Here is a 15,274-nt window from a genome sequence, read left to right on the forward strand (position 1 = left end):
CGACAATTTTATATGCAGAGAGGGGTGAATACTAAAATTGTGCTAAAAAGCAGGGTGATAAGTAAGAAAGAAAAAATTTTTGGAGGTGTTTTTAACATTGATAGACGAGAGAGAAATGAGTAATGAGAAAGAGTCTATGTTTTATAGATTTTTAAGTTTTGTTGAGAGAATAGGAAATAAATTACCTCACCCATTTACACTATTTGTTATTTTAACTGTTCTGATGGTTTTAGTATCTTTTGTCACAGGAATAGCAGGAATACAAGTCACACATCCAACAGATGGATCTAATGTCAGCGCCAGAAATTTGCTGAGTGGTGAAGGAATAGAATATATGATACTAAATTTGATCAGCAATTTTACCGGATTTAGGCCACTGGGTCTGGTTTTAGGGATGATGCTTGGTATAGGTCTTGCTGAAAAAGCCGGACTTATGTCAGCATTTATGAAAAAGTTCATGTTAGGTGCTCCAGAAAAACTGCTTCTGGGTGCTATATTTCTTATTGGTATCTGTGGGAATATAGCCTCTGATGCAGCTGTTATTATTGTTCCTCCACTTGCGGGTGCTATATTTTATGGAACTAAAAGAAATCCTCTTGTTGGTATAGCTGCAGGATATGCGGCTGCTAGTGCTGGTTTTACCGCCAATCTCCTTATTGCAGGTACAGATGCACTGCTGGCAGGTATTACCGAAGAAGCCGCTCAGTCCATGCAGGCAGGGATAACAATTTCTCCTGCTGTTAACTATTATTTTATGGTTGTTTCTACCTTTGTACTTACAGTTGTAGGTGCATGGGTCACACAGAAGTTTGTTGAACCTCAGGCGGGAGAATATGTTGCAGAACAGGAGATTGAAGATGATGGAGATTTAAGTGTTTCAGATCAGCAGAGTAAAGGACTTAAAAATGCTGGAATTGTAACAGTTTTGTACTGGGCTTTAGTTGTTGCAGCTATAATACCACAGGGATCTCCCCTTAGAGGGCCTGGTGGAAGTTTAATCCCGTCCACCTTTCTCAGCGGAATAGTACCATTTATTTTATTCTGGTTTATAGCAATCGGTATTGCTTATGGTAAAACAGTTGGAACAATAAAATCGGAAGCAGATGTACCCAGGTTGATGGGAGAAGCCATAAAAGACATGGCAGGATATATAGTGCTTGTTTTTATTATTGCTCAGTTTGTAAGTTACTTTAACTGGACAAATCTTGGTATGATCCTTGCCGTAAAAATGGCAGATCTGCTTGAAATCTTCAACTTTACTGGATTCCCGATGGTGGTAGGAGTAATAGCAGTTAGTATGTTTATTAACTTATTTATCGGCAGTGGTTCTGCAAAATGGGCCCTGCTGTCACCGGTTTTTGTGCCGATGTTTATGATGCTCGATCATTCACCGGCATTTGCTCAGCTTGCTTACAGAATTGGAGATTCTACCACAAATGCAATAACACCACTGTTTCCATATTTCCCGATAGTGCTTGGATTTATGAAAAGATATGATGAAGATAGTGGAATTGGTACAGTGATATCCTATATTATGCCATATACTATAGCATTTGGGGTTGTCTGGATTATACTGCTGGCCATCTGGTATTTCGCAGATCTACCTATTGGTCCAGGAGCAGGTATTTTTCTTTAATTATTAGTATAAAGGCAGGGATTTATTTCCCTGCCTGTTTTAAGTAATCAAGGTGAATTTTAACTGTCTTTATTTTTTCAAAAAAAGGAGGTAGATTTTTTGTCTGCTAAAGAACTTAATGAGATGATTGTAGAAAAAGTAAACTCTTTGGAAAATTGGATGATTGAAATAAGAAGAGATATACACCGGCACCCAGAGCCAAGCCGCAGTGAGTTCAGAACTTCTAAAAAGGTAGAAGATATACTAAAAGATCTTGGTGTTGAAGTTAAAACTGGATTTTATAATACAGGTTTAACAGGTCTTATCAGAGGAAAGAAAAAAGGGAGGACACTTGCTTTTAGATTTGACATGGATGCACTTGAGATGGATGAAGAAACAGGGCTGGATTTTGCTTCTAAAAATGAAGGTGTTATGCATGCCTGTGGTCATGATGGTCATACTGCAGTGGGGCTGGCCTTGGCAAAAATTCTGGTGGATTTCAAAGAGGAGATAAATGGGAATATTAAACTGATCTTTCAGCCAGCCGAAGAAGATGCACCACACGGTGGAGGAGCTAAATATATGATTCAGGAAGGTGTGCTCAAAGATCCGGATGTTTCTGCTGCTGTTGGAATTCACCTCTGGCCTGCACTGAAGCTGGGAGAAATCGGAGCAAAAACAGGGCCAATGATGGCAGCTTCAGATCCCATAACAGTTGAAGTAACCGGAAAAGGTGCCCATGCATCACTTCCCAATCTGGGTATTGACCCAGTTGTGGCTGCTGCACAGATCGTTAATAATCTCCAGACAATTGTCAGCAGAAATGTAGATCCTTTTGAACAGGCTGTGGTTACAATTGGTAAATTTATTGGTGGTACACGTTATAATACAATTCCGGGAAGAGTCAACTTAGAAGGAACTGTGCGGACATTTAACGAAGAGGTCAGAGATAAGGTAGAAAAAAGAATTAAACAAATTTGCGAAAAAACTGCTGAAGCAATGGGAGCATCAGCTGAGGTTGATTACAGCAGAGGCTATCCACCTACAGTAAATGATGAAAAAATGGTGAATCTGGCCGCCCGTTCTGCCAGAGATATTCTTGGGGAAGATGCTTTTGTGGATATAGATAGACCGGCTCCAGGTGGAGAAGATTTTGCATATTTCACAAAAGAAATTCCTTCAGTATATATGTGGCTTGGCTATTCGGAGGAAGATAAAGAAATATTTCCACCTCACAGTCCTAAATATAATTTTAACGAAAAAGCACTTTCTTATGGTGTTAGAGTGCTGAGCAGAATTGCATTAAATTGGAGATGATATCTTATGTATGATAATCAGGCTAAGTGGGAAGAACTGGAAAAGAAAATCATAAAATACAGGCGTGATTTTCATAAATATGCTGAAACAGGATGGACTGAATTTAGAACTGCATCCCGTGCTGCTGCCTATTTAGATAAACTCGGTTATGATATTAAATATGGAAGAGAAGTTTTTGGCGAGAAGAGCAGAATGGGGCTGCCTGGCGAAGAAGATTTGGAAAAACACTATCAGAGAGCTATCAAACAGGGAGCAGAAGAAGAATATGTTCAGGCTATGAAGGGTGGTTTTACAGGTGTTGTTGCTGAACTGGATAATGGTGCTGGCCCGGTAACAGCATTTCGATTTGACATGGATGCTGTAGATATAACAGAGAGTACTAATGAAGACCACTTACCTTTTAAAGAAGGTTTTGCTTCTGTAAACGAAAATGCCATGCATGCCTGTGGACATGACGGCCACACTTCTATTGGACTTGGACTGGCTGAAGTTTTGATGAACAATAGAGAAAAATTTTCCGGCAAGATAAAACTTATATTTCAGCCTGCAGAAGAAGGTGTTAGAGGAGCAAAATCAATGGCTGAATCTGGTATTGTTGATGATGTAGATTTTATTTTTGGTCTGCATCTTGGACTTGAAGCTGATTCGGGGGGAGAACTTTACCCTGGCAGTGAAGGATTTCTTGCTACTTCGAAATTTGATGCATTTTTTTCTGGAAGACCGGCTCATGCAGGGGCAAAACCGGAAGAAGGAAAAAATGCTTTACTTGCTGCAGCAAATGCAGCTTTGAACCTTCATGCCATTTCCCGCAGTAGTAAAGGAGTAACAAGAATTAATGTTGGCAAAATGAAAGCAGGATCAGGGAGAAATGTTATAGCATCTGATGCTCATCTTGTTATAGAAAGCAGGGGAGCAAGTTCTGAACTGAATAATTATATTTATGATAATGCGATAAGGATTTTAGAATCATCGGCGCATATGTATGATCTTCAAATTGAAGTTAAAGCAATGGGTGGTGCGGAAAGTGGAGAAAGTGATGAGGAATTAATAAAAGCAGTTAAAAATGCAGCCTTAAATATAAAAGTCTTCGAAAAAGTACATAATGAGAAAATGAATCTGGGAGGGAGTGAGGATTTCACTTATTTCCTTAAAAGGGTTGAACAGAGAGGTGGGAAAGGCTGCTATATTGCTCTTGGTACAGATCTTAAGGGAGGGCACCACACCAGGAAATTTGATATTGGTGAACAGGACTTGATTAACGGAGTTAAACTTCTTTCAGCTTTAATTCTGGAACTAACTTAAAATATATCTCCTTATTATACATTTTGCAGGCAGATTTGCCACTTAATAATAGATAAAAAATAAGTATAATAAATTAAAGGTAAACTAATTTGAAATATATTTTGATATATATGATGAAGGGATTTTTTGTTTTCTGTTGAACATTATTAATAAATGCGGAAATTTAAAAGAATATTAAATATACACGGAAATAAATAGATCTAAGAGGAGGATAAAATGAAAAAGGTTATATTTGATTGTGATAACACACTGGGACTAAAAAAGAAAGAAGTTGATGACGGACTGGCTTTTCTTTTTCTCCTCGGCAGAAAGGACATAGATCTGATGGGTATCAGCAGTGTTTTTGGCAATAGTTCTCTAAACAGAACTTTTGAAGTCACTGAAAAAATGCTTCAGGATTTTTCTTTAAAAGGCAGAATTCCGCATTTGAAGGGAGCAGAAGGACCAGGAGATTTTGATACAGAAGCAGCTGATTTTATGGCTGAAAAAGCAGCTGAAAACAAAGGAGAAATAACAATTATTGCAGCAGGCGCACTTACAAATTTGTATACTGCCTGGAAAAAAGACAGCAATTTTTTTAAAAATGTAAAAGAAATTATTGTTATGGGTGGTACAACAGATCCTCTCAATATTAGCAGTGAGATAATTCCCGAATTAAACCTGTCCTGTGACCCTGAGGCAGCCGAAAAAGTTTTGCAAGCAGATGTACCGGTTGCACTGATGACCGGTAATCTCTGTCTGGCGGCAAGATTTGGGGAAAAATCATGGCACCGAGTTGGTCGTTCACAGAATAAGCCTGTGCGTGCATATATAAAAGATAAAATTTCAGACTGGTACCAGTATTCGTCAGAAATAATTGGTCTGTCTGGATTTTATATGTGGGATGTTGTACCTGCAGTTTATATGATAGCCCCAGAACTGTTTTTGTATAATAAGTGTAAGTTGGTCTCTACAGCGGAAGATCTTAAAAATGGCAGGATCAAAACAGAAAAAACAGATGGTAAGCTTGCAGATGCTGCGGTTATAAACCTTCCGTCAACAATAATTGATACAAAAAGATTTAAAGATATTATTTTTGCAGCCTGGGATAATATAGAAATTGTTCCAGAGGGTTATTAAAAAGAGTCGGGATTCCGGCTCTTTTTTCTTTACGTTAATTTCAATTTCTGTTATACTTAAAAATAAAATAAAAAAATCATGGGGGTGAAAAAACTAATAAACAATTAAAATAGTGTCTGGTTGAGGGAAAAGAAAGGCAAATTTAGCAGGATATTTATAAAATTAAAATGAGAAGTTAGGAGTGAGTAATTGATGAAAAAGTTAATAATTTTATTAATTGTTTTAAGTATCAGTTTTTCTCTGACTGCAGCAGCACCACAGAATGGGGGTACACTGATTGTTGGACTTGATGATGACCCACCAATGCTGGATCCACACATGTCAACAACCAGAGTGGACAGACAGGTTTTTATGAGTTTATATGACAGCCTGCTGAAACTTGATCCTGAACTAAATATTAAACCAGGACTGGCAGAAGATTGGGAAATAAGTGAGGATGGTACAAAATATATTTTTTATCTTCGCGATAATGTGGTTTTTCATGACGGAACAGATTTTGACGCAGAAGCAGTTAAATTTAATTTTGAAAGAATGCTTGATCCAGAACTTGGTTCTCCACGTAAAAGTGATCTGGATTTAATTGAAGAAATAGAGGTGGTTGACGAATATACAATCAGCCTTAAACTTTCTAAAGCATATGTCCCATTTTTGAGTACACTAACTGATAGAGCAGGAATGATGATTTCTCCAGCGGCTCTGGAAAAATATGGAGAAAACTTTCCGTCCCATCCTGTTGGCACAGGTCCTTTTAAATTTGTAGAAAGAGAAATGCAGGACAGGATAGTTTTAGAAAAAAATGAAAATTACTGGCAGGAAGGCCTTCCCTATCTGGATAAAGTTATTTATAAACCATTTACTGATGGTAATGTGAGGCTTGTAAATTTAACTTCAGGAGAGCTGGATTTGATAGATGAAGTTCCACCCAAAGATATAGAAAAATTAGCCGAAGATGACAGTATAAAAGTCAGCACAGTTAGTGGACTTGGATTTCAGGGAATCTGGATCAATAAAGCTGTAGAACCTTTCAGCAGTGATGCACTGACACAGGCACTAAATTACAGTATTAACCGTGATGCAATAGTGAATGTTGTTTTTGGAGAAGCAGCATTTCCGGCCCACAGCCCCTTTCCTCCTGGAACATCAGTACATGATGAGAGCAGAGAAGTGGTTCAGGTTAACACTGAAAAAGCAAAAGAACTGCTTAAAGAAGCTGGAAAAGCAGATGGATATGAATTTAATATGCTTGTATCACCAGAACCTACTGCAAAACAGACTGCACAGCTGATTCAGTCTATGGCTTCACAGGTAAGAATAAAAGTTAATATTGAACTGCTGGAATTTGGTACTCTGATAGACCGCCTTATGGCTACAAACTATCAGGCTGTTTTAGTTGGCTGGAGTGGAAGAGTAGATCCTGATGGAAACACCTATAGATTTTTCCACAGTGAAGGTTCAATGAATCAGAGCAATTATTCCAATCCAGAGGTAGATAAACTGCTTGATGCTGCCAGAATAGAAAGTGATCCAGCAAAAAGAAAAGAATTATATGGAAAGGTAGTAGAATATCTGGATAAAGAACTTCCATATATATTTGTATATCACCCTAAAGAACTAAAAGCACACAAAAATAGAGTAAATGGATTTACACCATATCCTGACGGTCTTATGAGGCTGCATGAAGTTTGGGTAGATTAACTGAGATTGTTTTGCTTAAAAATAAAGTGATATAAAAACAGAGTAAAACTGGATTTGCAGGCTATATTTAGTATTTGTCAATAATAAACCGAGTTAAATAAACCGAGTTATGTATAAACTAAATTAAGTTGAGTATAGGAGTAGATTTATGAGTAGATATTTAATACAGAGAATAATAATGATGATACCTGTTTTATTACTTGTTACAGTACTGATTTTTTCGCTAATACACTTAACTCCAGGAGATCCTGCCCTGATGATGCTGGGGCAGGAGGCCTCTCCTGAGGCACTGGAGGCACTGCGTGCCAGAATGGGACTTGACCGCCCTCTGGTTGTTCAGTATTTCAGCTGGCTAAAAAATGTGGTCAAAGGTGATCTTGGAACTTCTATCAGAGACAACCGCAGTGTAGCAGAAGCAATATTTAAAAAAATACCCATCACTTTAGAACTTGCACTTTTAGGTATTTTAATATCCATTGTGATTGCTATACCGGCAGGTATTATTTCTGCCGTAAAAAAAGGTACGGTTTTTGATTATTCCAGTACCCTGATAGCACTTGGAGGTATATCTATGCCCAGTTTTTGGGTGGGCATTTTGCTAATATATCTTTTTGCTGTTCAATTTAAAATTCTACCACCATCTGGTTATATTTCTCCATTTGAAGATTTATCACAGAATTTAAAACTGATGATTATGCCTTCACTTTCTCTCGGCATAAGAATGGCTGCTGTGACAATGAGAATGATGCGCTCCAGCCTGCTGAATGTGCTTCAGTCAGATTATGTTAGAACTGCAGCGGCCAAAGGACTTCCCGAATTTGTTGTTATATTAAAACATGCTGTCAGAAATTCACTTATTTCTGTAGTAACGGTTATTGGCCTGCAGATGTCAGCTTTTTTAGGTGGAGCTGTAATTACAGAGCAGATTTTTGCTATACCTGGATTTGGCAGGCTGGTTGTTCAGTCTATCTTTAATCGTGATTTCCCGATGCTGCAGGGTTCAATTTTAATAATGGCGATAATGGTTATTTTTGTTAATTTGGCAGTTGATATAACTTATTCCTTCCTTGATCCAAGAATATCTATTGGAGGTGGGGAATAATGTGGAATAAATTTAAAAGAAACAAACTTGCTTTAATTGCAGCAGCTGTCATATTTTTGGAAGTACTGCTGGCTATATTTGCTCCACTTATTGCACCATATGATCCGCGTGAGCCAGATTATGTAAATTTTCTTAAAGGTCCGGGAGAAAATCACCTGCTGGGTACCGATGATTTAGGCAGAGATGTGTTCAGCAGACTTATTTATGGGATTCGTGTTTCTCTGTCTGCAGGATTAATTTCTGTCTTGATTGCTCTAGCGGTTGGTATTCCCATCGGCTTAATTGCTGGTTATTACAGGGGATTTCTAGATGAATTTGTGATTATGAGATTTACAGATGCAATGATGTCTCTTCCTTCACTTGTTCTGGCCCTGGCTCTGAGTGCCATTATGGGAGCAGGTTTAAAAAATGCAATGATAGCTATTGGTATCATATTTACACCTAGGTATATAAGACTTGTAAGAGGGGAAGTTCTTTCTATTAAAGAAGCACAGTTTGTTGAGGCAGCAAAATCACTGGGTATGTCAGATATCAGAATTTTATTTAAGCATATTTTACCCAATATTATGAGTCCAATTCTGGTTCAGGCAACTCTGAGTATTGCATCAGGTATAATTGTAGAAGCAAGCCTGAGTTATCTGGGGCTGGGTACACAGCCGCCTATTCCAAGCTGGGGAACTATGCTGAGTACCGGACAGGGCTATCTGGATCAGGCACCGTGGATTGCACTTTCTTCCGGTATGGCAATCTTTATTTCAGTACTTGCCTTTAATTTGATGGGAGATGGATTAAGAGATATGCTGGACCCCAAAATATAATTTAATTATCATATATTATTTAAGGTAACGAAAAAACCCAAAAGAGGTGTTAGTATGAATTCATTATCAGAAGAAGATAAGAAAAACTTAGATTTGCGCCTGCGGAGAATAGAAGGCCAGGTAAGAGGATTGCAGAGGATGATAAAAGAAGATAAATACTGTGTGGATATTTTAACACAGATAAACGCATCCAGGGGTGCTTTAAAAAAAGTAGCACTCAAAGTACTGGATAAACATATAAATGGATGTGTGAAAAATGCTATTTCAGATAAAAAAGGAGAACAGGAGATTATTGATGAGCTGCTCGATGTTATAGATAAATTTACCGATTAATATAACAGCCCTTTTGTGTTAAGTCTCATTAAATTTAAAGGTGGGGTGAAAATTTAATGCTTGCACTAGAGAAAATAATTGCTTCATTTGTAATGCCGCCCGGACTATTTATTGTACTGCTGTTTATTCTGACAGTTTATCTTATTATTAAGGGAAAAAGTGGAATTATAAAAATTATCTCTGTAATTTTTCTGCTAATTATGATAGTATTATCAAGTGGAATTGGTATAAAAATACTGGTTATTCCACTTGAAGATTATGCAGACAGTATAAGTGTTGAACCACTAACCCCACATCCGGTGGCTGTTCTTGGTGGTGGAATATATTACAGAGAAGGGAGAGGAGCTTATCCCGGTCTCTACAGCCTGCAGAGAATTATTAAGGCATATAAAATACACAATCTGCACAGGACAGAGATTATATATAGTGGAGGGGTAGCTTTGGGTTATTCGGAAACATCTGAAGCTGAAGTAGCTGCAGATGTACTGGAAAATCTGGGGATGGAAATGGAAAATTTTATAGAAGAAGATAGGGCCAGAACTACATTCGAAAATGCTGAACATATAAAACAGTGGATGAATGATAATGATTATGATAAAATTTATCTTGTCACTTCGGCCATACATATGGCCAGATCAGCTGCTGTTTTTAAAAGTCAGAATATAGATTTTTTACCGGTTCATTCGGGATATATCTTCAGCCATAGGCTGGGATATTTAGAATATTTACCTAATCGGGGAGCTCTAACAGCAAACTTAAATGCCCTGCATGAGTGGGTGGGGCTTTTCTGGTATTATCTAACAGACAGAATTTAGATACAGAAAAAGTAGTTTAAATTAGAGTCTGTTAAATAAAATGTTAATTAATCTTATGATGTGGGAAAATCATCTTATTGATTTCTTAAGAAAAACAACAATATAAGTCATATAAGAAAGGAAGTTGAATATGAAGATCGATTTACACATGCACAGTACATATTCTGATGGAACTCTCAATCCTGAAGAACTTGTAAAAAAATCTGCTGAGAGGGGATTGGAAGCTATTTCTCTGACAGATCACGATACAACAGCAGGAACAGCTGAAGCTGCTCAAGTGGCGAAAGATTGCGGTATAGAATTTGTACCGGGAATAGAAATATCAACCTATCATGGTGAAGCAGAATACCATATTTTAGGTTATTTTATTGACATTGAAAATCAAGAATTAAAAAAATTGAGTGATGAAATTATTCAGTCCAGAATTGACAGGACAAAAAAGATTCTCAGTAATTTGAATGAAATGGGATATCAGCTGGATTATGAAGATATAGAAGAATATGCATCCGGTGTCAGTATTGGCCGCCCACATATTGCAAGAGCACTGGTAAAAAAAGGTTATGCAGAAACAATAGCCGATGCTTTTACTGATAAGCTGATAGGTGGAGGAAGTCCTGCTTATGTTGAAAAGAAAAAAGTCAGGCCGGAAACAGTAGTAAAAACTATTTTGAAGTCAGGTGGAATTCCTGTAATTGCACATCCATTTTTGATAAATCATGGAGATCCCTTAGAAAAAAAGGATATCGAAAAATTAAAGCAGGCCGGACTTAAAGGAATAGAAGTTTATCAGAGTAAACATGATGAAGTTAATACTTTAAGATATAAAAAAATTGCTGAAGAGCTGAATCTCTTAATAACAGGGGGTTCTGATTATCATGGAGATAATTCGCCTGGAATCATGCCTGGAGAATGGGGAATAGATTATGATGATTACCAAAAATTAAAAATTGCAGCAAATACAGATTAAGATTAATTATCATTATAAGGAGAATTCTAATAATATACTATTGAGTCACTTAAATATACATGAGTTACTTAAATATACAGCTGAGAAAAGCAGCAGAATTTTTGAGTCAAACAGTGAGCCAAACAGGATAAATAGAAAATTTTTTATAAAAAACTTGACAAAGACTGAAAGCAGTGATAAACTTTTAAATAACTTAAATTTAAATAAATTAAAAATAAATATGAATCATCTAGAGTGGCGGAGGGACTGGCCCTGTGATGCCCGGCAACCTACCTGAAATATAGGTAAGGTGCTAATTCCTGCATTTCCTTGAATGGAGATGAAAGATGAGGGGTAATTTAATCCTCTCATAGAGGATTTTTTTAATGCAGGCCGCTCTAAATAGGAGCGGTTTATTATTTTGTGAAGGGTGATCTGACAGTGATAAAAATAGAAAATTTAAGAAAAAGTTATCAATCAACACAGGGAGATATAGAAGCAATATCCGGGCTTGATCTGGATATAAACACAGGTGAGATATTTGGTATTATTGGCCCAAGTGGTGCCGGGAAAAGTACTTTGATACGAATGCTTAATCTGCTGGAAAAACCAACAGCAGGATCTATTAATATAAATGATGTTGACCTGACAGAGCTCAGTTCTAAAGACTTAAGACAGGCAAGGCAGAAAATAGGCATGATTTTTCAGCATTTTAATCTGCTGACTTCGCGCACTGTTAGGAGTAATGTAACTTTTCCTCTGGAAATAGCAGGAGTAGGGAAAAAGCAGAGAGAAAAGAGAGCAGATGAGCTGATAGAGCTTGTAGGACTGACAGATAGAGCTGATCACTATCCGGCTCAGCTTTCTGGAGGGCAGAAACAGAGGGTTGGTATAGCCAGGGCACTTGCCAATGAACCGGATCTTCTCCTTTCTGATGAGGCAACATCTTCACTGGATCCAGAAAGCACCAAATCTATTCTGGATCTTTTAGGTAAAATTAGAGAGGAAATGAATTTAACGATAATTCTCATTACACATGAGATGGGTGTAATTAAAGAAATATGTGACAAAGTTGCAGTAATTGAAGAGGGAAAGGTTATAGAAGAAGGAAAAGTGCTCGATATATTTGCCAGACCGCAAAAAGCTCTTACTAAAAAGTTTATAAGTTCTGTGGTAGACTTCGATCTGCCGCCAAAAGTTATAAAATTAATTAAAGAAAAGCGTCCGGGCCAGCTAATTAGAGTTTCATTTATTGGAGAAAAAACCCACAGGCCGCTGATATCCTATCTGGTAAAACAGTATAATATAGATGCCAATATACTTTATGGTAATATAGATGAGATTCAGACAGTACCTTTTGGAACCCTTATTCTGGATTTAGAAGGTAATCCGGAAAGTATAGAAAAATCAATAAATTTTTTGATAAATGAAGGATTAAGAGTGGAGGTGTTAGAGAATGTTTGAGGCTTTATCAGGACTGGCCCGGTATAATGATTTAATGTGGTCAGGACTTTTGGAAACATTATATATGGTGGGGCTTTCACTTTTTGTGGCAGTTTTGGGTGGTATTCCCCTTGGTGTAATAACTACAATTACCAGAGAAGGGCATATTCTTCCCAATAAATCACTAAATACAGTTTTGGATGGAATGATTAATATTGGCAGATCAATCCCATTTATTATTTTAATGGTGGCAGTAATTCCATTTACCAGAATGATAGTGGGAACTTCCATCGGAACAACAGCCGCTGTAGTACCGCTTTCTCTGGCTGCTATACCATTTATGGCGAGGATAACTGATAATGCTCTGCTGGAAGTTGATCCAGGAGTTATAGAGTCTGCCCACTCAATGGGAGCTACTCCCTGGCAGATAGTATATAAAGTTCTGCTGCCAGAATCACTGCCTGCTATAGTGCTTGGTATTACTTTAACTGCTGTAAGTTTAATTAGTTATTCTGCAATGGCAGGAGCAGTTGGAGGGGGTGGTCTCGGCGATATCGCTATCCGTTATGGATATCAGCGGTTTAAGCTGGGTATTATGCTGGAGACCATTGTTATACTGGTTTTGCTGGTGCAGATAATTCAGTGGCTCGGCAATAAAGCTGCCGGTGCTTTTGATCATAGATAAAATTATTGAATATAGATGCTGGTTATGTTTATATAGAGACTTTTTTAGAAAAATTAGATTTGACGTAACAAATTTGAAAAGGAGAGGATAATAGTGAAAAAAAAATTAATTGTATTAATTGGAGTATTGTCTATTTTACTGGCAGGAACTGTGGGAGTATTTGCAGCCGATTCTGTTCTGAAGGTTGGTGCAACTCCTGTTCCACATGCTGAAATATTAAACCAGGTTAAAGATGATCTTGCAGAAGCCGGTATTAAGCTGGAAATCGTTGAGTTTACAGATTATGTAACACCAAATATTGCTCTTTCTGACGGCAGTATTGATGCAAACTTTTTTCAGCATGTACCGTACCTTAATAATTTTAGTAAAGACAGAGGTTTAGAACTTTCTGCATTAGATCCGATTCATGTAGAGCCGATGGGATTGTATTCTGATAAATACACTGATGTAGAAGAACTGCCGGAAGGTGCAGCAATAGCAGTTTCTAATGACCCATCAAATGAAGGTAGAGCACTGCTTCTGCTGCAGGAAAATGGATTAATAAAACTTGAAAATCCTGAAGATCTTAATGCAACTCCATTTGATATAATAGAAAACCCCAAAAACCTGAAGTTTGAAGAACTGGAAGCAGCACAGCTGCCGAGAATTCTGCCTGATGTAGCTGCAGCGGTAATTAATACTAATTATGCACTGGAAGCAGGTCTTAATCCAATGGAGGATGCACTTCTTATAGAAGGAAGTAATTCTCCCTATGCAAATGTTGTAGCTGTAAGAAGTGGGGATGAAGATAGAGAAGATATAAAGAAGCTGATGGAAGTACTCCAGACTCAGGAAGTTAAAGATTTTATTCTAAAAGAATATGAAGGATCAGTTGTTCCGGTATTTTAATTTAAACGGTAAAATTTATTTACCTGGAGGTGTCAATTAGGCACCTCCATTTTCTTTTTCAGCTGATTTGTTGTATAATATAGTTACTGAAAAAGAGGTGAAAACTTATGAAAAAAAGTTTATTCAGCTTATATAGAATATTTAAGTTTATGAAGGATTCTGATATTAAATTAAGTAAAAAAATGCTTTTTTTAGTTCCTGTTATATATTTGATAATTCCCTTTGATTTTATCGGGGATTTTTTCCCACTAGCAGGTCAGCTGGATGATATAGCTGTATTTGTTTTAATGTGGCCCATACTTAAAAATCTACTCAGTAAATATGATAAAGGAGAAAGAGATTTAAATAAAAGTCGGAAAAAAGACCCTGATACAGTAGATATCTCCAGAGAAGATTATACTGTAGAATGATAGAAGACTGAAAAAAATAATATTTTTTTAATCAGCCGATAATTTTATCGGCTGTTTTTTGTGTAGAAGATGGATTGTCAGTCCTTTCTGCAGCTTTAAAAATAAAGTTAGAGAATTTTTTTAGATATAATTTGACATAATGAAATTTTTTTTATATAATTAATGGCTGACCGGTCAGTATAATAATACAGGGGGTTTAGAATGAGTAAAAATAGAGATACAAAAGAGGAGATATTAAAGTCTGCAGTGAAACTGTTTTCAAAAAATAATTACCATACAGTATCAATGCTGGAAATTGCTGAAGGTGCAGAGGTCAGCAAAGGTACGGTTTACTGGTATTTTGACAGCAAAAAAGAACTTTTTCGAGAAATCATTATACAGGGCCAGGACTATTTTAAGGAACATTTTAAAAAAATAGCAGAATCTAATAAAAATACTGAAGATAAAATTTGTGAAATTATAAGAACTGTCCTGGAAACTTTAAATGAACACCTGAATTTGCTAACAGTTTTTAGAAATAATATGGAATTAATTAATAAAGAAATTCAAAACAAACTGGAAAAAAAACATGATGAAATTATAAGAATTTTTTCTGAAATTATTAAAGAAGGTATGGATAATGGAATAATTAAGAAAGAAAATCCTGTTCATATTTCAACTATGATATTATCAGTTTTGTTTACCCCACATACACAGGATATAATAATAAATATAGATGGAATAGATAATCAGGTAGAGTTTATTTATAATTTTATAATGAATGGAATACGCAGAAAGGAGCAGTAG

15 protein-coding genes and 1 riboswitch are annotated in these 15,274 nt (G+C 36.7%); all 15 genes read left to right on the forward strand.

The features are described from left to right. The first annotated feature begins 97 nt into the window (after positions 1–97). The 15 genes from DFR78_RS03265 to DFR78_RS03335 all read left to right on the forward strand — a co-directional run bounded on the left by DFR78_RS03265 (position 98) and on the right by DFR78_RS03335 (position 15,274). Complete coding sequence (locus tag DFR78_RS03265) at positions 98–1,636, forward strand: AbgT family transporter (protein ID WP_199505543.1); 1,539 nt, start codon at positions 98–100, stop codon at positions 1,634–1,636. A 99-nt stretch (positions 1,637–1,735) separates the two neighbouring features. Continuing rightward, positions 1,736–2,932 carry a M20 family metallopeptidase gene (locus DFR78_RS03270; protein ID WP_114457412.1) on the forward strand — a complete coding sequence of 399 codons (1,197 nt, stop codon included), beginning with the start codon at positions 1,736–1,738 and terminating at the stop codon, positions 2,930–2,932. 6 nt (positions 2,933–2,938) lie between these two features. Beyond that, entirely contained in the window at positions 2,939–4,234 is a 1,296-nt protein-coding gene (locus DFR78_RS03275) for an amidohydrolase (RefSeq protein ID WP_114457413.1), read from the forward strand. A gap of 216 nt (positions 4,235–4,450) precedes the next feature. Continuing rightward, entirely contained in the window at positions 4,451–5,353 is a 903-nt protein-coding gene (locus DFR78_RS03280) for a nucleoside hydrolase (RefSeq protein WP_114457414.1), read from the forward strand. A gap of 192 nt (positions 5,354–5,545) precedes the next feature. Then, positions 5,546–7,048: an ABC transporter substrate-binding protein gene (locus tag DFR78_RS03285; protein ID WP_114457415.1), complete on the forward strand. Its 1,503-nt coding sequence runs from the start codon at positions 5,546–5,548 to the stop codon at positions 7,046–7,048. A gap of 148 nt (positions 7,049–7,196) precedes the next feature. Beyond that, complete coding sequence (locus DFR78_RS03290) at positions 7,197–8,150, forward strand: ABC transporter permease (RefSeq protein ID WP_114457416.1); 954 nt, start codon at positions 7,197–7,199, stop codon at positions 8,148–8,150. Then, a complete protein-coding gene (locus DFR78_RS03295; protein ID WP_114457417.1) occupies positions 8,150–8,968 on the forward strand; it encodes an ABC transporter permease in 819 nt (272 codons plus the stop codon). Before DFR78_RS03290 ends, DFR78_RS03295 begins: the two co-directional genes overlap by 1 nt. A gap of 54 nt (positions 8,969–9,022) precedes the next feature. Further along, the gene (locus tag DFR78_RS03300) at positions 9,023–9,301 is read left to right on the forward strand and encodes a metal-sensitive transcriptional regulator (protein ID WP_114457418.1); all 279 of its coding nucleotides are present in this window, start codon (positions 9,023–9,025) and stop codon (positions 9,299–9,301) included. 56 nt (positions 9,302–9,357) lie between these two features. Beyond that, positions 9,358–10,116, forward strand: coding sequence for a YdcF family protein (locus tag DFR78_RS03305; RefSeq protein WP_114457419.1), 759 nt, complete (start codon positions 9,358–9,360; stop codon positions 10,114–10,116). A gap of 130 nt (positions 10,117–10,246) precedes the next feature. After that, complete coding sequence (locus DFR78_RS03310; RefSeq protein ID WP_114457420.1) at positions 10,247–11,083, forward strand: PHP domain-containing protein; 837 nt, start codon at positions 10,247–10,249, stop codon at positions 11,081–11,083. Between the two features lie 222 nt (positions 11,084–11,305). Further along, positions 11,306–11,416, forward strand: a riboswitch (SAM riboswitch). Positions 11,417–11,503: 87 nt separating this feature from the next. Then, positions 11,504–12,526: a methionine ABC transporter ATP-binding protein gene (locus DFR78_RS03315; protein ID WP_114457467.1), complete on the forward strand. Its 1,023-nt coding sequence runs from the start codon at positions 11,504–11,506 to the stop codon at positions 12,524–12,526. After that, positions 12,519–13,190 carry a methionine ABC transporter permease gene (locus DFR78_RS03320; RefSeq protein ID WP_114457421.1) on the forward strand — a complete coding sequence of 224 codons (672 nt, stop codon included), beginning with the start codon at positions 12,519–12,521 and terminating at the stop codon, positions 13,188–13,190. The genes DFR78_RS03315 and DFR78_RS03320 overlap by 8 nt, the downstream gene beginning before the upstream one ends. A 93-nt stretch (positions 13,191–13,283) precedes the next feature. Further along, positions 13,284–14,078 carry a MetQ/NlpA family ABC transporter substrate-binding protein gene (locus tag DFR78_RS03325; protein ID WP_114457422.1) on the forward strand — a complete coding sequence of 265 codons (795 nt, stop codon included), beginning with the start codon at positions 13,284–13,286 and terminating at the stop codon, positions 14,076–14,078. Between the two features lie 107 nt (positions 14,079–14,185). Then, positions 14,186–14,488, forward strand: a complete 303-nt coding sequence (locus DFR78_RS03330; RefSeq protein ID WP_114457423.1) for a YkvA family protein — start codon at positions 14,186–14,188, stop codon at positions 14,486–14,488. 201 nt (positions 14,489–14,689) lie between these two features. Continuing rightward, positions 14,690–15,274: a TetR/AcrR family transcriptional regulator gene (locus DFR78_RS03335; RefSeq protein ID WP_114457424.1), complete on the forward strand. Its 585-nt coding sequence runs from the start codon at positions 14,690–14,692 to the stop codon at positions 15,272–15,274.

Origin of the sequence: Halanaerobium sp. MA284_MarDTE_T2 (assembly GCF_003337245.1) — a bacterium.
In the GTDB taxonomy this organism is placed as follows: Bacteria; Bacillota; Halanaerobiia; order Halanaerobiales; family Halanaerobiaceae; genus QPJE01.